This is a genomic window from Klebsiella sp., assembly GCF_027492335.1.
Classification (GTDB): domain Bacteria; phylum Pseudomonadota; class Gammaproteobacteria; order Enterobacterales; family Enterobacteriaceae; genus Klebsiella; species Klebsiella huaxiensis.
Genome location: NZ_JAPUEW010000011.1, coordinates 202,587 through 223,427, shown reverse-complemented (window position 1 = coordinate 223,427; position 20,841 = coordinate 202,587). Strand labels below are relative to the sequence as shown.

Below are 20,841 nucleotides of genomic sequence, written 5' to 3'. Positions count from 1 at the left end.
CTCCGGGAGAAATGTATGGAGCTTACCGCCGTTTCGGCTACCCAGTTCAGTATTGAGCAACTGGCGACTATCCTTAGCGACTGTTTTGAGGATTACCTGGTTCCCGTCGTGCTTTCGGTGGAAGTTTTTGTCCAGCGCTTCAGCGCCGAAGGGCTGAGCCTATTGGACTCACGCGTCTGGCTGGATGGCGATGTACCCGCAGCGATGGCCGTCGTTGCCCGACGCGGCGATGAAGCCCGGCTAGCGGCTTTCGGCATGCGGTCCGGGTATCGCGGTAAAGGGCTTGGGCGTCGGTTAATGACGCCGCTGATTGCCTTTTTGCAGGAGCAGGGGGTGCGGCGGATGTGGCTGGAGGTGATCCGCGAAAATCACGCAGCGATGGCGCTGTATCAATCGCTGGGTTTCGAGGTACGACACGGGCTGTGCGGCTATTTAAGTTCACAGGCCGGAAGCGATGAGCCATCCATATTGCAAGATTATGATGCGCTGGCCCTGACGCGCAGGGCCGGTGCCGAGGTCAACGGCCAGCTGCCGTGGCTGATGGACCCGCTCACTTTCAGCACCCTGCCATGCCGGGCGTTCACCCTCAATCAGCAGGCCTTTGCCGTACTGGCGACGTTAACCAGCAGGCCGCAGCTCCAGTTTTTATGGGTTGAACCCGCCGCCCGCGGGCGCGGGCTGGGACGAGAAATGCTGATTGCTCTTGCCCGCCAGTTTCCGGGGCTCGGCACGTCGGTGACCATCCCGGAAACCTTTACTCCGCTGTTTAAAGCCGCAGGCTATGCGCCGTTGGCCTTAAAGCAGTATGAGATGAGCGTGGAATTTAACGCCCTGCCGTAACAGGGCGGTAAGGTTTAGCCGTTACGCGGGTCGCTAATCGGCTGGCGAACCAGGAAAATATAGGCCAGCGCGCCGAGGGCGGTGACGCAGCCGCAGATAATCAGCGCCAGCTGGAATGAGTGGGTGGTATCGACGATAAACCCGGTCACTACCGGCGCAAATGATGCGCAGATAAAGCTGGCGAAGTTCTGGATGCTGCCGACGGAAGCGGTCATTCGTGAAGCTACCGCGACGTGAATCAACCCCCAGCAGGAGGTTCCGGCAAAGTGAATACAGAACAACGCCATACCGATTAACAGCACCGCGACGATTGAGGTGGTGGCCTGCGGTACAACAAGGGTAAAGGCCGCAGAGCAGAACATACCGGCAATGATGCAAATTTTGCGGCTCTTAATTGGCGCCATACCGCCTTTGACCAGCCAGTCGGTGACGTAGCCGTTAATTAACATGCCTGCGGCACCGAACAGGAACGGGATCGCGGCCATAAAACCGGTACTTTTCAGATCGAGGTTATACGCCGTTTGCAGATAACCCGGCAGCCAGGCCAGATACAGCCACGCGGTATAGTTGATGCCGCTGAAGCCGAGCATCATTCCCCACATGGTCTTGTTTTTGAACAGGCTGCGCCATTCGGCAAAGCTTAGTGGGTCACGGCGAACGTTGACGCTTCCGGCATTCAGGTAGGCCTGCTCATCGGCGGTGAGCTTGATATCTTCCCGGTTGCGATAGAGCATATACCAGCCGATAGCGACGAAAATCCCCAGCACACCGATGGTAATAAACATCCCGCGCCAGCCCATTACGAGCATCATCGCGGCGAGGATCGGCGGGCTGATGGCGACGCCAATGGTTGAGGCGGCGTTAAAGAAGCCCATCGGACGGCCGCGCTCTTTAATGTTAAACCAGTCGTTGATCACCTTGACGCCGCAAGGGTTCATCGGCGCTTCGCCGATCCCCATGCCGATGCGCACCAGGACGAACTGGGTAAAACTGTGCACCATCCCCGAGACCGCCTGAAACAGCGACCAGAAAAACATCCCCAGCCCCAGCATGATGCGTGGACCTTTGCGGTCCAGCAGCGGTCCGCAGGGGAGCTGTGCGATACCGTAGGCCAGTGAGAAAACTGACAGCAGCGCGCCGATTTCGGTGGCGCTGAGCCCTAACTCCTCGCGGATGGTTAAGTTAGCGACGGATAATGAACTTCTGTCGAGGTAGTTAATAACCGCCGCCAGAAATAGCAGGATCATTGCCGTTGTCTGAATTTTTTTAATCCGAGCGCTACGCTGTAATGTATTATCTAACGGAACTGAAATCGTCTCCGCTTTCCCTTTTTCAAAGGTTGTCTGCGGGTCGATGGTTATATTTCTTTGTTCCACGCCTGACTCCTGGCTATTCTATTTGAACGACAAGTGACATCGAATGGTTTAAACACCACCCACATATTTCACAGTAAAGTAAGTCGACTTGTTTTCAGCATAAATAACCTTTTTTATCGCGCTGGATTACGTTTTTAGATTTGTGCTGCTGATAATCATTTTCTGTTTTTAATCGGTACTTAATAAAGCAGAGACTCATTCTGCTTAAGGGAGTTAATCATTGATTGTTTCGCGGAGTTCAGGTGGTTACGTAGCGCCAGATTGGCGTCCAGGTCACTGCGGCAGATGAGCGCGCTCAGGATAGTCATATGTTCATCAATGGCGATGATATTGCGCTGCTTAAGATCGCTCTCATCCCACTGGTAGTGGAAGTGGAAGATAACCGAAATGATTTCAAGTGATTGATTAAAAAATATATTATCCGCAGCGGAAAGCAGTAGCGTGTGAAAATCTCGATCGAGCTGCGAGAACATGCGAAAGCTGTCGCCGATGCTGTCCCGCAGCGCCCGATGGCGCTCAAGCAGGGTTTTCGCCTGTAGCCAGCGGGCATCGTTATCCGGCAGGTTGAGGAAATGCTGGAGCGCGTGGGTTTCCAGCATTTCGCGCAGCTCGAACAGCTGTTCCGCCCAGGATTGCTCAAACTTCTTCATATTCCACTGGCCGCGCTTTTCGCTTTCAATCAGGTTGTAGCGGCTGAATTTCAACAAAAACTCTCTGACCACCACCGGGCTGACGCCCGCGGCCCGCGCCAGCTGTAGCTCGGAAAACATCTCTCCGGCGCGCAGCTGGCGCTGATTGATCATGGTGAAAAATGCCTGCTCGAAGAGGCGGTTCTGTTCGGCGAGTGAGGCGCTGGAACCATCGAAGCCGTCCTGCACTTCGGGCAGGCGGAGGATCAGGTAATCCTGATTGACCTGGCTCAGCACGCCGCGCTCGCATAAGTGGCTGAGGATATGGCGCACGGTGGTGCGGCTGATGTTGTACATCTCCGCCAGCGCGCTTTGCGAAGGCAGCGGCGAGGGGATAAAGCCGCGCGCCATATCGTTAATGACCTGGTTAATCACGTTATGACGAAGGTTTTGTGAACGGCTCATACATAGACTCCCTGTTTTTTTAGATATTAAAACCGGATTTAAAACGGTTTTGTGCGCGAGGTTTCACAATTTTGGCAATGACTTTATCCTGGATTGTGTTTTTCATCGATATCTAAGCCAACAAATACGGAGGCAATAATTATGACGTCGATGAATACATTAGTGTGTCAGGAACCCAAAAAACTTAGCTGGGAAAAACGCCAAATTCCCATTCCTGGCAATGATGAAGTTCTGATTAAAATAAAAGCGGTGGGGATTTGTGGGACAGATATTCATGCATGGGGCGGTAATCAACCTTTTTTTAGCTACCCGCGAGTACTCGGCCATGAAATATGTGGCGAGATTATTGGCCTCGGTAAAAATATTCTTAATCTGAAGAGCGGCCAGCAGGTTGCAGTTATTCCTTACGTGGCCTGTCGTCAGTGTCCGGCCTGCCTGAGCGGGCGGACAAACTGCTGTGAGAAGATTTCGGTCATCGGCGTGCATCGCGACGGTGGATTTAGCGAGTATCTCAGCGTGCCGGTGAAGAATTTACTGGTGGTGGATGACGTCGACCCTGAGGCGGTGGCGCTGATTGAGCCGTTTGCCATTAGCGCCCACGCGGTGCGTCGCGCAAATATCCAGCCGGGAGAGCAGGTGCTGGTGGTTGGCGCGGGACCGATTGGCCTGGGCGCGGCGGCAATCGCCAAAGCCGACGGTGCGCAGGTAGTGGTAGCGGATACCAGCCCGGCGCGGCGCGATCATGTGGCGCAGCATCTTGGCCTGACCACACTCGACCCTTCCGATCCGCAGTTTACCGACCAGTTGTGTGAGACGTTTGGCGGTTCTTTGGCGCAAAAAGTGATCGACGCGACGGGAAATCAGCATGCGATGAACAACACGGTGAATTTAATCCGTCACGGCGGCAGCATTATTTTCGTCGGCCTGTTTAAAGGCGAACTGCAGTTCTCGGACCCGGAGTTTCATAAGAAAGAGACGACCATGATGGGCAGTCGCAATGCGACGGAAGAGGATTTTGCCAAAGTCGGGCGGCTGATGGCTGAGGGGAAAGTGACCGCCAGGATGATGCTGACCCACCGTTACGATTTCAAATCGTTGGCTGAAATCTATGAAAGCGAAGTGATTAACAATCGTCAGCTGATCAAAGGCATCATTCATTTTTAGCAGGGAAGGTCATGAAAACGTTAAACAGAAAAGAGTTTCCGGGGGTTCAGTACCCGACGCGGGTGATCCAGTTCGGCGAGGGCAATTTCCTGCGGGCGTTCATCGACTGGCAGCTGGATCTGCTGAACGAGCAAACCGATCTGGCAGCCGGGGTGACCATCGTTCGCCCGATCAACACCGAGTTCCCGCCGTCGCTCAATACTCAGGACGGGCTGTATACCACGGTGATCCGCGGGCTGGATGAGCACGGCGAGGCGGTGAGTGCAGCGCGGGTTATTCGATCCGTTAATAACGAGATCAACCCCTGGCAGGATTTTACCGGTTATTTGGCGCTGGCCCGTAACCCGGAAATTGAGTTCGTATTTTCGAATACCACCGAAGCGGGCATTAGCTACCATGCCGGAGATCGGCCCGACGATATGCCACCGGTGAGCTTCCCGGCTAAGCTGACCCAGCTCCTGCTCGAACGGTTCCGTCATTTCGACGGCGCAGCGGATAAGGGCTGGATGATTATTCCCTGCGAGCTGATTGATTATAACGGCGAGGCGCTGAAGGCGCTGGTGCTGCGCTATGCCCAAGAGTGGCAACTGCCTGTGGCTTTTAGCGACTGGATTGAAACGGCCAATACCTTCTGTTCCACGCTGGTTGACCGCATCGTGACCGGCTATCCGCGCGATGAAGCGCAAAAGCTGGAGGCGGAGCTGGGCTATCACGATGCGTTCCTTGATACTGCCGAATACTTCTGGCTGTTTGTGATTCAGGGCCCGCAGGCGCTGGCGAAGAAACTGCGCCTTGACCGCTGTCCGCTAAATATCCGTATTGTCGACGATATTCGGCCCTACAAAGAGCGCAAAGTCGCCATTCTCAACGGCGCGCATACCGCGCTGGTTCCCGTGGCGTGGCTATGTGGCGTAGATACCGTTGGCGAAGCGATGCAGGACGAAGCCATTCGCCATTATGTGCAGCAAACCATCGGCGAAGAGATTATTCCGGCGCTCGATTTGCCTGCCGATGAGCTACGGCAGTTTGCCGATGCTGTGACCGGGCGTTTTCTCAACCCGTATATTCGCCATCAGCTGCTTTCCATCGCTCTGAACGGGATGACCAAATTCCGCACCCGGATCCTGCCACAGCTGCTGACGAATATCCGCCAGCATGGCGCGATTCCGCCGCGCCTGACGTTCGCTCTGGCGGCGCTGATCGCCTTTTATCGCGGCCAGCGTAACGGGCAGACGTATCCGCTACAGGATGATGACGTCTGGTTGACCCGTTTTGCCGAAGGCTGGGCGCAGGTGGCGAACGGTCGTGCCCTGCAAGATCTGGTCGTGGAGGTTTTGCAGGATAAAGCGCACTGGGGTGAGGAGCTGACGGCAATCCCTGGACTTACCGAACAAGTTACGCGCTATCTGGAGATGATTTTGAGCGCAGGGATGCGGGAGGCCCTGGCGCGGCTGTAGTCGGTTTGTTGTGCGGCGTTCGCGGATTTGGGCGCCGTTTTTTTTGTGCTCTGTACCGCAAAAAATGAATTAAGCGCCAACGGTTGGTGGATTTCCCTCATCATAAGAGCCTGCGATGGCGATGATGGGGGATGCATGCGTAAAACGGAACTGTTGGCTTTTCTGCAAAATCAGACGGATTTTTTTGATCCGGATAACCTGAGCGAAGTCTTTACGGCCAGCTATCTGGCTCAGCGTTTTGCGATGCAAAGAAATACCGCCAGCCACTATCTGAACCAGCTGGTTACCCAGGATGTGCTGGTGAAGATCAACACTCGCCCGGTCTATTTTCTGCATAAAGCAGCCTTCTGCCAGCAGTTCTTTCCCCTTTCCCGCAGCGAGTACGCCAGCATGGCGGAACTGCTGGCTGAAAGCGACCGGCAGCCGGAGCAGGCGGATCATTTTTCACTACTGACCGGACATGATGGCAGCCTGCGTAAACCCATTGAGCAGATGAAAACCGCGCTGTTTTATCCCAACGGCGGGCTGCCGCTGCTGATCACCGGCGACAGCGGCACCGGCAAAAGCTATATGGCGGAGCTGATGCACGAGTTCGCTATCGCTCAGGGATTGCTGGAGCCTGATGCGCCATTTGTCAGCTTTAACTGCGCGCAGTATGCCAGCAACCCGGAGCTGCTGGCCGCCAACCTGTTTGGCTACATCAAAGGCGCGTTTACCGGCGCGCAGAACGATAAAGCCGGCGCGTTTGAAGCGGCAAACGGCGGTATGCTGTTTCTCGATGAAGTTCATCGCCTGGATGCGCAGGGGCAGGAGAAGCTTTTTACCTGGCTGGACCGCAAGGAGATCTATCGGGTAGGGGAAACGGCACAGGGACTGCCGATTGCGCTGCGGTTGGTGTTTGCCACCACCGAAGATATTCACAGCACCTTTCTGACCACCTTTATTCGCCGCATTCCGATCCTCGTTAGCCTGCCGGATTTGCAAAACCGCAGTCGTCACGAGAAAGAGGCGTTAATGCTGCAGTTTTTCTGGCAGGAGGCGCGCACGCTCGCCGCCCGGCTGCAGCTGACGCCGCGGCTTTTACAGGTGCTGGCCCACTATGTTTATCGCGGCAACGTGGGGGAATTGAAGAACGTGATTAAGTACGCGGTGGCGTCGGCATGGGCTAAATGTCCCGGTAGCGAGGTGCTTAACGTCACTTTGCATGACCTACCCGAAAATATCATGGCCGCAACGCCTGCGCTGAGCGAACCGATGGGCCAGGAGGAGCCGCTGCTTATCGAACCGCAGACCAGCCTGGTCTGGCTACTGCGCGCGCGCGACCCGGTACAGGGACTGATTTACGATTCACAATGCCGGGTTCTGGCGCTATATGAAGCGGTACTGAGTAAAAAAACGCTCTGGGAAGAGGCGCAAAAAAGCATGGGCGAGGAGATCGAAACCCTCTTCGACCGGCTGATTTTCGATAACTATGATGCCAACAGTTCGCATATGCTGTTGCTGATTACCCACCAGGTACGGGAAGAGTTTTATCGCCTTGAAAAACGTTTCAATATCCAGTTTAACGGCAACTGTATCTACGCCCTCAGCCACTACCTGATACATCGTTCCCGCCAGGCGCAGTCCCGGATGAGCAGTGAGAAAAGCCGTCAACTGGAGGATTTTCTGGCGCAGAAATTCCCGCTGCTGTATCGCTTTTGCGAAGAGATCCTCGCCGCGCTGGCGCTGAAGCTGGATATCGAGCCCCGGCGCATTGACCTGCTGCTATTGGTGCTGTGGCTGCAAAAAACCGGCGCAATCAGCCAGCAGCAGGTGACTCGCGCGATAATTGTGGCCCACGGCTACGCCACCGCCAGCAGTATTGCTAACGTGGCAAACCGGCTATTGAAAAGCCAGCTGTTTGAGTCATTTGATATGCCGCTCGACGTCACGCCGGAGGCTATCGCCGACCAGGTGATAAGTTACATTGAGAGCCACGCGCTGGCCTCCGGGCTGATCATTCTGGTCGATATGGGTTCTCTGAAGGCGATTCATAGCCACTTTAACCGCCGCCTGACCACCCCGATGGCGATTATTAATAACGTCTCGACCGGGATGGCGATGTATGTTGGCGAGCGCATTTTACAGGGCGATATGCTGGAGGATATCGTCCGTGAGATTGGCGATGACCTCGCGGTTGAGCATCAGCTCTATTACCCGCAAACCGACAAACCGCGGGCGATCCTCACGACCTGCGCCACCGGTTTGGGTGCGGCAGCTAATTTGTCGGCGCTGTTAAAAGCCAGCATTCCTGAATCGCTCGGCATTGATATTGTGGCCTGCGATGTGGAAACTCTCGCCGATCCCGCACGGCGGGTGTCGATGCTGAGCCGCTACGAGGTGCTGGCGATCGTCGGCACCCTGGATCCGCATCTGGCCGATCTGCCGTGGATCTCGCTGGATTCGCTGATTTCCGGCGAAGGAAGTCGCCCGCTGATGCAGATCTTCGGTGAACGGGCTACGCCCGAGCAGGTCAGCGAAATCAATAACCTGATCCTGAAGAATTTCTCGCTGCGCAGGGTGATCGAGTCGGTGACGATCCTCGATACCGGGAAGGTAATCAATCAGGTTGAGCAGTTTTTACTGCGCTATGAGCATCTGGCAGGCTGCGATGTGCCCAACGATCGTAAGGTGGCGCTGTATGTGCATATAAGCTGTCTGATTGAACGGTTAATTCGCAATGCTTCACCGACCCATTACTCGGGAAGGCAGTGTCCGGAGAATGAGCTGCTTATTCTGCGCGAGGCCTTTAGTGTCATAGAGAGTGGGTATAGTGTCAAAATCCCCCCGATTGAGCTGTATTACATTCACGATATCCTGACGCGGGAAACGGAATTTATTCAGGAAGATCAAGAGTTTTAATCCCCTTCGTCTGTTCGTTCTTACGTTAACCGGCGCGCCACTGTTTCTGGCACGCCGGTTGCAATTAAGAAAGCAGTGGAATGCGCTTTCGAGGTAAGGATGAAACGACACTATATTTTTGCCAGCCATGGCACCTTTGCTAACGGCCTGTTGAACTCCGTGGAGCTGATCCTCGGTAAGCAGTCGGATATTTATACCCTGTGCGCCTATGTGGAGGAGGAGGTCGATCTGACGCAGCAGGTGGAGACGCTGCTGGCGCGTTTTCCCGCACAGGATGAGCTGATCGTCATTACGGATATCTTCGCCGGTAGCGTCAATAATGAGTTTGTGCGCTTTTTATCGCGCCCACACTTTCATTTATTGTCCGGTTTAAATCTGCCATTAATTATTGACCTGCTTATTTCGGCAGGCGAAGAAAATACCGAAAAGCTAATTTCTGAAGCATTAATAAGCGCCAAAGAGAGCATTCAGTACTGCAATCAAACGATTGCCAGTGCGATGACCACTGATAAAGACTTCTGAAATGAGGGAACACTATGATTACGCTTTTAAGGGTAGACCATCGATTACTTCACGGACAGGTAGCCTTTTCCTGGACGCAATATGTCGGTGCCGATTGTATTTTGATCGCTAACGATAATGTCCCTGAGGATGAACTGCGTAAGACCACGATTAAGCTCGCTAAGCCGCCTTCAGTCAAGCTGGTGATTAAAAATATTAACGACTCTATTGAAGCGATAAAAAGCGGGGTTACCGATAAATATAATTTATTTATTGTTGTGGAATCGGTGAATGATGCCTGGCGTATTGCCAGTGCCGTTGACGAAATTCAAAGTATTAATCTCGGCGGAATTAAGGCCAAAGAGGGGAGTAAAAATATCTCTAAGGCTATTAATTTACTGCCGGAAGAAATAGAACAGCTGCAACAACTGGTTGGGAAAGGCGTTGAGGTTGAAATTCGCCAGGTCCCTAACGATCGCAAACAGCTTTTTGCGGAATGTGTTTAATTCCGGAGGACAGATTATGGTAGAGGCTCTCTTACTGGGTCTGGTGGCGTTTATCGCGCAATCGGAATATGCATTAGGGACGTCGCTGATTTCACGGCCTATTGTTACCGGGCTGCTGACCGGGCTGGTGCTCGGAGATGTGCAGACCGGCGTCATCATGGGCGCGACGCTGGAGCTGGCGTTTATTGGCTCCTTCTCCGTCGGCGCGTCTATTCCGCCTGATGTGGTCACCGGTGGCATTCTTGGGGTGGCGTTCGCCATTACCTCCGGCGCGGGAACGGAAACGGCGCTGCTGCTCGGCCTGCCGATTGCCACCCTGACGTTGATCCTGAAAAACGTCTATCTGGGGATGTTTATTCCGATGCTCAGCCAGAAGGCGGACGGCTACGCGGAGCGGGCAGATACGCGCGGCATTGAGCGTATGCATCTGATTGCCGGATTCGGGCTTTCATTAATGCTCGCAACGGTGGTGACCGTCTCATTCCTGGTCGGCAGCAATGCGGTGAAATCCCTGCTCGATACGATCCCGGAATTTATTAAACACGGACTGAGCGTGGCGACCGGAATTATCCCGGCGCTGGGCTTCGCGATGCTTGCCAGATTGCTGATTAACAAGAAAGTTGCGCCGTACTTTTTCCTCGGCTTTGTGCTGATGGCCTACTTGAAAATCCCGGTGACCGGCATCGCTATTCTCGGCGCTATCGTGGCGGTGGTCATGGTTAACGTCACCGCGTTGAGCTCACCTCGTACGACGACAGAACAAGGAGTCAGCGATGACGACGAAGATGATTTCTGAAGAGACCCTGCAGCCGCAGGAGCAGGAAGAAACCCGTATTACGCCGCGCGATTTACGCCGGGTGTTCTGGCGCTCCTTCCAGATGGAGTTCTCGTGGAACTATGAGCGGCAGATGAATCTCGCCTTTGTTTACGCGCTGATTCCGGTGCTGAAAAAGCTCTATCCGCGCAAAGAGGAACTGGCCGGGGCGTTGAAACGGCATCTGGTGTTCTTCAATACCACGCCGCATATCGTCACTCTGCTGCTGGGGATCACCACGGCGATGGAGGAAAAAAACAGCCAGCAGAAAAACATGGATGCCAACGCGATTGATAACGTCAAAGCGTCGCTGATGGGGCCGCTGGCCGGTCTTGGTGACTCTTTCTTCTGGGGGACGCTGCGTCTTATCGCCACCGGTATTGGCACCAGCCTGGCGCTGAAGGGCAACATTCTTGGGCCAATTTTGTTTCTGCTGGTGTTTAACGTGCCACATATTCTGGTGCGCTGGTTCTTTACCCGCTGGGGCTATGTGTTGGGCACCGGAGTACTTCAGCGGATCCAGAAGAGCGGAATGATGGAGAGACTGACCTACGGGGCGTCGATTATCGGCCTGATGGTGGTGGGGGCGATGACCGCCTCAATGATTGATATCACCATCCCCATCTCTTTCGGCGCCGGGGAGGCGAAGACCCAGGTGCAGGACATTATCAACGACGTTATGCCCTGCATGCTGCCGTTGGTGAGTTTCGGGATTGTCTACTGGCTGCTGGGGCGCAAGGTTAAGCCGCTCTCTATCATCGGCGGTATGGCGCTGGTGGGTATTGCGGGCTCGTGGATTGGATTGTTTTAACGGGAGTGAGCTATGAAACCAACGATGATGACTTACATCAGTGAAGAATCTGCCTGCCTGACGCAGATCCTTCGCGACTACCGGCAAAAGCTGGCGGCGATTGAGACCTTTGCTCGCCAGCACCCGGTGCGGCGTATTCTGCTGCTGGCGACCGGATCGTCGCTAAACGCCGCCCTTTGTGCACGCTATTTTTTTGAACAACGCTTTGGCGTGCTGGTTGAAATTAAAGAGCCGTACAACTTCACCCATTACGAAGCTATCGACCCGCATACCGATCTGGTGGTGGCGATTTCACAGAGCGGAAAAAGCGCCTCGACGCTGGAGGCGATGCGTAAAGTGCAGGCGGCGAATCTACCGGTTTTTGCTCTGACCTCCGACCCGCAAAGCCCGATAGCGCTGGCCTGCGACGGGGTGCTTGATATCAATACCGGGATAGAGAGCGTGGGGTTTGTCACCCGCGGATTTAGCGCAACAGTGCTGAATCTGCTGCTGATGGCGCTGATGATTGCCCGTAGCCAGGGGAAAGCCAGCGAGGCCGAGGAGGAGCGCTATATTGCAGAGTTGCAGCGTCTGGCGCTGGCGATCCCGGATGTGATGAACCGCACTTTGCGTTTTATCGATAAGCATGGTGAAACGCTACGCGGCGGCGAGCGCTTCGTCGCCACCGGCTATGGCGCGCTGGTTGGGGTGGCGAAGGAGTTCGAAACCAAATTTACCGAGACGGTGCGCGTGCCTTCCAGCGGTTTTGAACTCGAGGCCTATATGCATGGCCCCTATCTGGAAGCCAATGCCCGCCATGTGATGCTGTTTATTGAAGATGCGCCGGATGCGCGCACCCGTGCTCTACGCGATTATATGGCGCCGTCCATTGCCCGGGCTTTTACGTTGACGCTGAGCGCTGAGGACGATGAGCAAACGCTGGCGCTAAACTGTCCGTGTGAACATCACCTGGCGCCGCTGCTGCTGATTGTGCCGATCCAAATGCTCGCCTGGCATACCGCTGGACTAAAAGACATCGATCTTGCAATACGTATTTTTGACGATTTTGACCGCGTATTAAAAAGTAAAATCTGATTATTCAGGAGAAAACTATGTTGGGTTTTAATCAGGACGAGTACTTAACCAGTGCTCGCGAGATAATCTCTGCGCGCCAACAGGCAGAATACGTCGCTGACGATATTTATCAGAGTGGCTGTAGCGCATTATTTTTTGTTTCAGTAGGCGGTTCTTTAGCACCGATGATGGCCATTAATGAGTTTGCTAAAGAATTAACTGGGCTGCCGGTTTATCTTGAGCAGGCGGCGGAATTAATTCACCACGGGCATAAAAAATTAAATAAAGAGGCGGTGGTCGTCACGTTATCAAAATCGGGCGATACTAAAGAATCGGTAGCCATTGCCGAATGGTGCAAGGCGCAGGGAATTCGCGTGGTGGCGATTACCCGTAATGCTGATTCACCATTGGCCGCAGCCGCCAACTGGCATATTCCGATGTGCCACAAGAACGGTGTGGAATATGAATATATGCTGCTGTACTGGTTATTTTTCCGCGTGATTTATCGTCATGATGATTTCGCCAATTACGATCGTTTTGCCAGCCAGCTGGAATTGCTGCCGGAAAATCTGCTACAGGCCAAACGCCAGTTCGATCCGCAGGCGGATAAAATTGCCGCGCAATATCATAATAGCGACTACATGATGTGGATTGGCGGGGCGGAAATGTGGGGGGAAGTCTACCTGTTCTCGATGTGTATTCTCGAAGAGATGCAGTGGAAGCGGACTAAGTCGGTAAGTTCGGCTGAGTTTTTCCACGGCACCCTGGAGCTGCTGGAAAAAGAGGTTCCGCTGTTCCTGGTGAAAGGTGAAGGTAAATGCCGGGCGCTGGATGAGCGCGTCGAACGCTTTGCACAGAAGATAACCGACCACCTGGTGGTTATCGACCCGCGCGATTATCCGCTGAACGGCATTGATGACGCTTTCCGCTGGATTATGGCGCCGTGCGTGGTTTCAACCCTGCTGGTGGACAGGCTGGCGGCCCATTTTGAACATCATACCGGTCACGATCTCAACATCCGCCGTTATTATCGACAGTTTGATTACTAAATCTTGTCTATGGCGGCCAGTCTGGCTGGCCGCCGGGCAGGATTGTTTTATCCTTCGTTTTTCACCACTTTGATTTCAACCATGCCGATACCTAGTTGGCGCGGGGAGTGGCCGAGAATATTGCCCTCGTTGGTCGACTGCGGATCCGGCGGCGCAATAGTTAACGTACTGCTGCGTGATGGATTATCGAAGTGCAGGGTAGTTGTAGTGACATCATTAGCCAAAGTGAGCGTTTGTTCGCTGTTGCCCACGCGTACCGGAATCGGTTTATTAGCGTTCGGTCCGTAGGCTTTGGCGGTAATGATCAGATCGAATTTCTCCGGCAGCGGCTCTTTATATTCAATTTTCACTTCATTGCCGAGCTGCGCGTTGGACCAACGTCCCCATGATTCCGGGCGGGAAATACCGCTGAATTGTTTTACTTCCTCAGGCGCACCAGCAACGTTGAAGACAAAGCTGTCGGCCTTGTAACGGATGTTGTTATCGACAATTTTCAGGGTATCGACGTTGCCTTTATAGCGCTCCATATCGATCAGGGTATCTTTGAACGCCGTCTTGCCTTGCCACTGGGCTTTGTCGACGCGCTGGACTTGCTGCTCACCGCCCAGTTGGCCCTGCGATACGCACCAGTCGGTGGAGAGCGCTAACTCCGGCGACCATAGCTGGCCCATCTTGTAGCAGCGGTCGACCCAGACGAAGTTATCGCGCGGGGCGAAATCGGCCAGTTGGAAGCGCAGAGGGGCGGAGTATTCGCTTTCCGGCAGCGGTTCAACGCGCTTATCTGAAATCCGCAGCAGTAGCGGCAGGCGGAAATGACTGCCGGAGAAGGAAATCATATTCTTCTGCGAATCGACGGTGAAATTCTTCATCTCTTTAGGGAAGTTCCACAGGCGGATGACGTCGGGCTTCCACGCCAGTACTTTCTCTTTCATATTGAGGAACACGGTGGAAAGCGACTCCCCGGAAAGGCTGCTGCGCCCGAGGCCAATAAAGTTATCGCCGCCGAGGATATCCAGCACCGTCGCGCCGTTGTCCATGGTATTACGCTTAACCGCCAGCGTATCTTGTTGGGGTTCATCGCCGCGCAGGACGAAAAACAGGTTGCTGCGATCCTGTTTGTTCAGATAATCCCAGGCGCTGTTTTTCATCGCCAGGTGATCGGAAGAAACCACGATGACCGTATTTTTGAACCACGGCGAGGCTTTAATCTTCTCAATTAACGCCGCGATATGCTCCTGGCTACAGGAGACGGCGCTGAAAGAGAGGTTCTTTTTGCCGTCCATATCGTAGCTTTTACGCTGGCAGGTACGGGAGATAAAACCATCCGGATGATGGGTATCAACCGTCAAAGCAAACAGCGAAAAACGTTTTCCGGATTGCGAAAGCGCTTCGAATTTTTTCCAGGTCTCATCAAGAACGGTATCATCGTAGAAGCCCCAGTCGTTACGGTAGGATGGATCGGCGACCGTCGTTTTTAGCTCCTCGGCGCCGTACAGGTGATCGAAGCCGTGAGATTTCAGGAACACATCTTTTCCGGCGAAGCGCAGGTTGGCTCCCTGGACGAAGTAGTTTTCGTAACCGGAGTTTTTCAGGATATCGCCCAGACAGATATTCTGTGGGAAAAAGCTGGAGACCGAAGCGGAGGCATTACCTTCGAACGGCGCAAACAATGGGATTCCGCACTGGGAGGCAACCATTCCGGCAATAGTGTAATCGGTACCCGGAAGCTGAGTGGTATTGCTGAAGTCCAGCCCCTCGCTTTTGAGTTTGCCGAGTTCTGGCGTCAGATTGGGGAACGCGTCGTTGTCAAAATAAGTGCGTTCAAGGCTTTCGCCGTAGATGTACACCAGATTCAGTTTTGGGTTAGCAATGCTTTTCGACGGTTCTTTATAGTAAGCCACAAAATCCGGATCGCCATCGCGGGACTGGGATTTGACCAGCTCGCTAATCTGGCGGAAGGCAGGGCTGGCATCCACCGAGGCCAGTGCCAGAACCAGCGCGACGAGGCTGTAACCAAAATGATGAGGATGATGACGGCGGCGGCGAAGCACCCAGCCGAGCGCGCCGAATACCGCAACCAGCGCCACAACCAGCCCAACGCCTGGCAGAATATACTTGCTCACGCCTGCGCCCGTCAGACTGTTAGTCAACGTATAGAGTACCGCGTCATTGATACCGTCGCCGGTGAAGTAATCGCTGGCGTAGAGGGTAATATTTAAAATAACAAACAGGCCCAGCACCGTGAGCGTGGCGGCGAACCACCAGGTATTACGACCGGCTTTTAATGCGTAAATCATCACCGAAGCAAGAAACAGTGCGATGGATAACAACTCTGACACAGCTCATCCTCATTCACGCCAGTTGTCGGCTGGCCAGATAGATCTTTTTTCACGCTACACTGTAATTGCAGCGCCATATCGCCGCAATTGTATCGTCATGAATTTGTGCTGTGGTTCAGAATTGGTTTAGAAATCGCCGTTTTTGACTCGCCTCACATCCTTTATGAAAGGGGCTCAAGGGGTAGAGATGTTAAAAAATCAGCATTGCGGCCGCGCTGGCGGGACTAAAGCGCCAAACGCGGCATTTAGAGAGGGGATCAGGAGAGGAAGCTAACGCCCTGTTTTAATACCAGATCGCAGGCTTTAGTTTTCACTTTCTCCGCCAGCGGGCTGCTGCCAAGGTTATTTAAATTTAGCTGCTGGCCGTCTTTACTACTCAACAGCCCCTGAAGGCCATCAAGGTAATTGGTATCCTCTTTTTGCTTTTCCGGCGTGCTGAGGCCCAGCTTATCCAGAACCTGATTTTTGATGTTTTCGGTATTCGTTACCGAAGCCAGCTTCTGTTTTGCGCAATAAGACATAATCCCGGCGGCATTGTTCATGCTGCTGGAGGTCAGAGATTGGCTCCCGCCGTTTAGCAATCCGGTGAGCGAGGAGAGCGACATGCCGCCGCTTTGCTGGCTACCGTTCTGGCTGCTGAGCTGGTTAGCGGCGCTGGAAAGAGAATCCTGCCAGGAGGTGGCGTGAGCGCCAAAGGCCAGTAAAGCACTAGCCACTATCGCCGTGCGGAACAACGTTTTTGCAGATTTCATAGACGTACTCTTCGCCGTGACTGAATAATTCCATGATTATAACGCTGGCCGTGTTCAGAAATATCTTAATACTCTTTTCCGGTCACGCGATCGCGATAGCTGTCCCAGTTGAAATTAACCCACAGACTGTTGCCCAGCCGCATACGGTCCATAACGCGCTCGCCAAGGAGTTTATTCATCTCATCCATGGTGCTGTTAGTCAGCATACCGGTAGGGCGTTTTGACGAGGATCGACGATCGACAATCTGGTTAATAATGACTTTCTCGTAGCGTGACTCCGTTTGCATACCGATTTCGTCTATTACCAGTAAATCGACCTTGCTCAGGTCGGTGAGAAGCTGCTCTTCGCTGGTTTCCCGATTGCCGAACGTATCTTTCATCGCGGACATAATATCGGCGACGGTAATGATCAACACCGACTTACCCCGCAGCAGCAGCTCATTGCAGATGGCGGCGGCGAGGTGATTTTTACCGGTGCCAGGCTTACCTGAGAAAATAAAGCTGGCGATATTGCCGTCGAACTCTTCTACGTACTGGCGCGCTCTGGACAGCGCGATCATCTGGCCTTCACATTCCACCCGGTAGTTATCCAGAGAGCAGTTCTGGTGCAGTGGGCGGATACCGGAGCGGTTAAACGTTCGCTGCATTTTCATGGCGCGGTTTTCACGCTCCAGCGCTTCCGAACGCAGCTTACCTTGTTCTTTTTGCCATGCCAGTAGCTCTTCACCTGTCTTAAACGCGGGTTCGACATGGGCTGGCATCATCTTTTGCAGGCGCTTCATTAAATCGCCGACATTTTTCATGCTCATCCTCGGAATCCTCGTGGAATATGGTTATCAGGTTCGCTAATCGCGTTGACGTCGCGTCGCGGCTGGCCGCCGTTGCTGGCTCTGCCAATCTGCACGCTGCGCGCCAGCTTCTGCTGCCACTGGACATGATGAAAGACTTTACCTTCCGCCTGCCAGTAAGCGACAAATGCGGCCAGTTCTTCCGGCGTGACCGGCTGGCTCAGAGCAATGCCCCACAGCGCGGCCAGGCGCTGAAAGTCTGCATCCGGTTGCCAGTCGGCGTACATCGCGAATTTTCCCATCGGTACGGCAATGGGGGGCGCCGTCGGCTCGTCAAAAAACTGTGCGTCCAGGGCAATATCGCTATTGGGGCGCGAGAGTTTTGCTTCCAGCTCCAGCAACTGAGCCAGACGCTCCGGCGTCAGCGCATAGAATGCGGGGGCGTTGTTGGCAAATACAGCGACGGCGCCGCTGGTCGATTTTGCCAGTACCGCTGCGTGATCCTGCATGAAGTCATCCAGACCGCTAAAATCGGTAGTTAATATTCGTGAAGACATAAATCAATCTCAACTCTGAACAACTAATATAGAAAGGGGGTAACTGCACACATAGTAGCACAGAGGTCGCTCTGGAAGGAGCGCCGCAGGTGACCCGCGGCGCGGTCGGCTATACGCGCGGGCGCTTGCGATACAGCCAAAGCCCTGGAATAGAAAGACCGATAGATAACGCGCCAACAATAGACGATGCTTTGAGAAAGTTACTCAACAGCATAATCATCATCTCTTCTGAGTAACCAAAATGGCTGATTTTTACCGCCGAGATCATTGCGGTATAGGCGGAGATACCGGGGAACATCGGAATGACCGCCGCAACGGTGAAAATTTTCGGGTGCGCCAGATACCAACGGGACCATTGGATCCCGATACAGCCAACCAGCAGAGCAGCAAGGAAAGTTGCCCATTCGATATTAAAGCCTGCCGTCATCATCACCATGCGCGAACCATGACCGATGGCACCCAACAAAGCACACCAACGCAGCGCGCGCTGCGGTACGTTAAATACCATGGCGAAGCCAACGGCGGGAATAGCGGCCAGGGCCATATCCTGCAGCAGGGCAAAGAGATACATGATTATGCCCATCCGCGTAGCCCCCACATCGTCATTGCCATTACCACGCCAATACAGGTGGCGAGGGTGAGCAGACTGGCGATAGCCCAGCGGGCAAGGCCGGTATTGATATGCCCTTTAAACATGTCGGCAACGGAGTTAATCAGCGGGAAGCCGGGTACCAGCAATAGCACGCTGGCGGCCATTGCTACCGTCGGTGTCGTGGCGAAAATAGGCAGGCGCAGCATTAGCCCAGAAATTGTGGTCGCCACAAAGGCAGTAAGGCAGAAGTTAATCTGCGGATGCATTGAGCGATGGGTTAACAACTGGCGAATATACATTGCTACTGAACTGGCGCAAAAGGTAACGAGAGCACCATCCCAGCCGCCGTTATTGAGTTTGCAGAAGCAGGCGCAGGAGAGACCAACCATGACAACCAGCAACCAGCGCGGATAGCGCAGCGGTTTGATTTGAGCAAAGCGTTTTTCAACATCTTTATAATCCAGTAACTTATGCTCCGCCATGATGACAATATGCTGAACCTCCGTGACAACGTGCATGTTAATACCGCGATCGGTATTTTTTCGCGTTGACGTCAGGCATTCGCCATCCTTTATTGTTGTGAGCACGATCGCGTTAGAGGAAATCGCGCTTTCAACGCTATCCATACCCAACGCCCGGCCTAAACGTGTTGAAAGCTCTTCAACCAGTGCGCTCTCTGCGCCGTGTTGTAATAAGAAAAGACCACATTGAATGCACAATCGCGTTATTGCGCGCTGAGTTGCCCTGTCTGCTTGCATAAATACCTACTGTCCGTGATGCCCAATACCAGAGTGTCTGGCGATACTTTTACCTGAAGTCTTGTTTTATCTGAGCGGTCAGGATCAAACAATGTGTAAAAAATCACCCGCTTCGCTGGCTGCTGATAATTTGAACTCTGCCACACTTTCGCAAGATTGGTGAAAAGTACAATTTTTGCGCCAGATTCTCCCTTCTTTTTCCCCTCAGACTTATCAAAAATGCAAATTGGAACTTTTAATAAACAAAAAACAAACAAATAATTAACCATGCTGAGGTGGCCCTATGAGAACACAGATTGCGATTATCGGAGCGGGTCCTTCCGGACTGCTGTTAGGGCAGTTATTACATCGCGCCGGGATCCAAACCGTCATCCTCGAACGACAAACGCCAGAATACGTGCTGGGGCGGATCCGCGCGGGGATTCTGGAAAGTGGAACGGTGGATTTGCTGCGTGAAGCAGGGGCTGCCCGGCGGATGGATACGGAAGGGCTGGTACATCATGGGGTTGAGTTTTTGTTTGACGGCAAGCGCGTGCCGGTTGCTCTGACGGAGCTTACTGAAGGTAAAAGTGTGATGGTTTACGGTCAGACCGAAGTGACGCGGGATTTAATGGCGGCACGGGCGGAATGCGGAGCACCGATTATTTATGGCGTCAGCGATGTCACTATTAATGATGCGAAAAGTGACCGACCGTCGGTCTCTTTTGTCAGCGATGGTGAAAGCATTCGCCTCGAGTGTGACTTTATTGCTGGTTGCGATGGATTTCACGGCGTTTCCCGACAAAGTATCCCGTCAGGGGTTCTTAAAGAGTATGAAAGCGTCTGGCCCTTTGGCTGGCTGGGGTTACTGGCTGATACGCCACCAGTTAACCCAGAGTTGATTTATGCCCATCATGAGCGCGGATTTGTACTGTGTAGTCAGCGCTCACTAACTCGAAGCCGCTACTATTTACAGGTACCGCTAAGCGAAAAGGTTGATGACTGGGCTGATGCACGTTTCTGGGAAGAGTTGAAGCTGCGCTTGCCCGATGAGCTGGCTACCAGGTTAGTGACTGGTCACTCACTTGAAAAGAGTATTGCGCCGCTACGCAGTTATGTGGTGGAACCCATGCAATATGGGAGGCTATTTCTGGTGGGTGATGCGGCGCATATCGTACCGCCTACCGGGGCGAAAGGATTGAATCTGGCAGCATCTGATGTGAACTATTTGTGGCGAATTCTACGTGAATATTACCACCATGGTCGCACTGACCTGCTGGCAAGCTACTCCCGCTTCGCCCTGGACCGCGTGTGGAAAGGCGAGCGATTCAGCTGGTTTATGACTCGCCTGTTGCATGATTTCCCGCAACAAAGCGAGTTTGATAGAAAAATGCAGGCGGCAGATCGTCGCTATTATCTTGAATCACGCGCCGGACTCACCACTATCGCTGAAAACTACGTCGGTCTGCCGATAGAGCGCGTGGCATAAGCGAAATGAGCAGGAGGCGTC

20 protein-coding genes are annotated in these 20,841 nt (G+C 53.5%); 11 read left to right on the top strand and 9 right to left on the bottom strand.

The features are described 5' to 3' along the window. Positions 1-15 precede the first annotated feature (15 nt). Positions 16-840, top strand: a complete 825-nt coding sequence (locus QVF11_RS05350; RefSeq protein WP_287855468.1) for a GNAT family N-acetyltransferase — start codon at positions 16-18, stop codon at positions 838-840. Positions 841-854: 14 nt separating this feature from the next. Here the strand turns inward: QVF11_RS05350 and QVF11_RS05345 are convergent, their stop codons facing one another. Continuing rightward, the gene (locus QVF11_RS05345) at positions 855-2,216 is read right to left on the bottom strand and encodes an MFS transporter (protein WP_142512615.1); all 1,362 of its coding nucleotides are present in this window, start codon (positions 2,214-2,216) and stop codon (positions 855-857) included. A gap of 179 nt (positions 2,217-2,395) precedes the next feature. Next, positions 2,396-3,310 (bottom strand): GntR family transcriptional regulator, encoded by a 915-nt coding sequence (locus QVF11_RS05340; protein WP_112215104.1) that lies wholly within the window; start codon positions 3,308-3,310, stop codon positions 2,396-2,398. Positions 3,311-3,451: 141 nt separating this feature from the next. Between QVF11_RS05340 and QVF11_RS05335 the strand changes: the two genes are divergently transcribed. The 9 genes from QVF11_RS05335 (at position 3,452) to QVF11_RS05295 (ending at position 13,566) form a co-directional block, all read left to right on the top strand. Next, positions 3,452-4,474, top strand: coding sequence for a zinc-binding alcohol dehydrogenase family protein (locus QVF11_RS05335; protein WP_287855466.1), 1,023 nt, complete (start codon positions 3,452-3,454; stop codon positions 4,472-4,474). An 11-nt stretch (positions 4,475-4,485) separates the two neighbouring features. After that, entirely contained in the window at positions 4,486-5,931 is a 1,446-nt protein-coding gene (locus QVF11_RS05330; protein WP_287855464.1) for a tagaturonate reductase, read from the top strand. A 135-nt stretch (positions 5,932-6,066) separates the two neighbouring features. Then, positions 6,067-8,832 (top strand): sigma 54-interacting transcriptional regulator, encoded by a 2,766-nt coding sequence (locus QVF11_RS05325; RefSeq protein WP_287855462.1) that lies wholly within the window; start codon positions 6,067-6,069, stop codon positions 8,830-8,832. A 99-nt stretch (positions 8,833-8,931) separates the two neighbouring features. Next, on the top strand, positions 8,932-9,354 hold the full coding sequence (locus QVF11_RS05320) for a PTS sugar transporter subunit IIA (RefSeq protein ID WP_287855460.1): 423 nt from the start codon (positions 8,932-8,934) through the stop codon (positions 9,352-9,354). A gap of 14 nt (positions 9,355-9,368) precedes the next feature. Next, positions 9,369-9,839, top strand: a complete 471-nt coding sequence (locus tag QVF11_RS05315) for a PTS sugar transporter subunit IIB (RefSeq protein ID WP_112215099.1) — start codon at positions 9,369-9,371, stop codon at positions 9,837-9,839. A gap of 16 nt (positions 9,840-9,855) precedes the next feature. Continuing rightward, positions 9,856-10,635 carry a PTS mannose/fructose/sorbose/N-acetylgalactosamine transporter subunit IIC gene (locus QVF11_RS05310; protein WP_004108505.1) on the top strand — a complete coding sequence of 260 codons (780 nt, stop codon included), beginning with the start codon at positions 9,856-9,858 and terminating at the stop codon, positions 10,633-10,635. Beyond that, entirely contained in the window at positions 10,613-11,464 is an 852-nt protein-coding gene (locus QVF11_RS05305) for a PTS system mannose/fructose/sorbose family transporter subunit IID (RefSeq protein ID WP_287855456.1), read from the top strand. The genes QVF11_RS05310 and QVF11_RS05305 overlap by 23 nt, the downstream gene beginning before the upstream one ends. 12 nt (positions 11,465-11,476) lie before the next feature. Continuing rightward, the gene (locus tag QVF11_RS05300; RefSeq protein WP_287855454.1) at positions 11,477-12,538 is read left to right on the top strand and encodes an SIS domain-containing protein; all 1,062 of its coding nucleotides are present in this window, start codon (positions 11,477-11,479) and stop codon (positions 12,536-12,538) included. A 17-nt stretch (positions 12,539-12,555) separates the two neighbouring features. Then, positions 12,556-13,566, top strand: a complete 1,011-nt coding sequence (locus QVF11_RS05295) for an SIS domain-containing protein (protein ID WP_287855452.1) — start codon at positions 12,556-12,558, stop codon at positions 13,564-13,566. Between the two features lie 47 nt (positions 13,567-13,613). Here the strand turns inward: QVF11_RS05295 and opgB are convergent, their stop codons facing one another. The 7 genes from opgB to QVF11_RS05260 form a co-directional block, all read right to left on the bottom strand. Further along, complete coding sequence (opgB, locus tag QVF11_RS05290; RefSeq protein WP_112215095.1) at positions 13,614-15,905, bottom strand: phosphatidylglycerol--membrane-oligosaccharide glycerophosphotransferase; 2,292 nt, start codon at positions 15,903-15,905, stop codon at positions 13,614-13,616. Positions 15,906-16,162: 257 nt separating this feature from the next. Further along, positions 16,163-16,657 (bottom strand): YjjA family protein, encoded by a 495-nt coding sequence (locus QVF11_RS05285; RefSeq protein WP_112215094.1) that lies wholly within the window; start codon positions 16,655-16,657, stop codon positions 16,163-16,165. 65 nt (positions 16,658-16,722) lie between these two features. Continuing rightward, positions 16,723-17,460 (bottom strand): DNA replication protein DnaC, encoded by a 738-nt coding sequence (dnaC, locus tag QVF11_RS05280; RefSeq protein WP_014227813.1) that lies wholly within the window; start codon positions 17,458-17,460, stop codon positions 16,723-16,725. A 2-nt stretch (positions 17,461-17,462) separates the two neighbouring features. Next, positions 17,463-18,002: a primosomal protein DnaT gene (gene dnaT, locus QVF11_RS05275; RefSeq protein WP_142512622.1), complete on the bottom strand. Its 540-nt coding sequence runs from the start codon at positions 18,000-18,002 to the stop codon at positions 17,463-17,465. Positions 18,003-18,111: 109 nt separating this feature from the next. Then, the gene (locus tag QVF11_RS05270) at positions 18,112-18,585 is read right to left on the bottom strand and encodes a threonine/serine exporter (RefSeq protein WP_112215092.1); all 474 of its coding nucleotides are present in this window, start codon (positions 18,583-18,585) and stop codon (positions 18,112-18,114) included. After that, positions 18,576-19,352 carry a threonine/serine exporter family protein gene (locus QVF11_RS05265; RefSeq protein WP_110272711.1) on the bottom strand — a complete coding sequence of 259 codons (777 nt, stop codon included), beginning with the start codon at positions 19,350-19,352 and terminating at the stop codon, positions 18,576-18,578. The genes QVF11_RS05270 and QVF11_RS05265 overlap by 10 nt, the downstream gene beginning before the upstream one ends. After that, complete coding sequence (locus QVF11_RS05260) at positions 19,319-19,621, bottom strand: hypothetical protein (protein ID WP_287855445.1); 303 nt, start codon at positions 19,619-19,621, stop codon at positions 19,319-19,321. The genes QVF11_RS05265 and QVF11_RS05260 overlap by 34 nt, the downstream gene beginning before the upstream one ends. 14 nt (positions 19,622-19,635) lie before the next feature. Here QVF11_RS05260 and pobA point away from each other — a divergent pair, with 14 nt between their 5' ends. Then, the gene (pobA, locus tag QVF11_RS05255; RefSeq protein ID WP_287855443.1) at positions 19,636-20,820 is read left to right on the top strand and encodes a 4-hydroxybenzoate 3-monooxygenase; all 1,185 of its coding nucleotides are present in this window, start codon (positions 19,636-19,638) and stop codon (positions 20,818-20,820) included. The last annotated feature ends 21 nt before the right edge of the window (positions 20,821-20,841 follow it).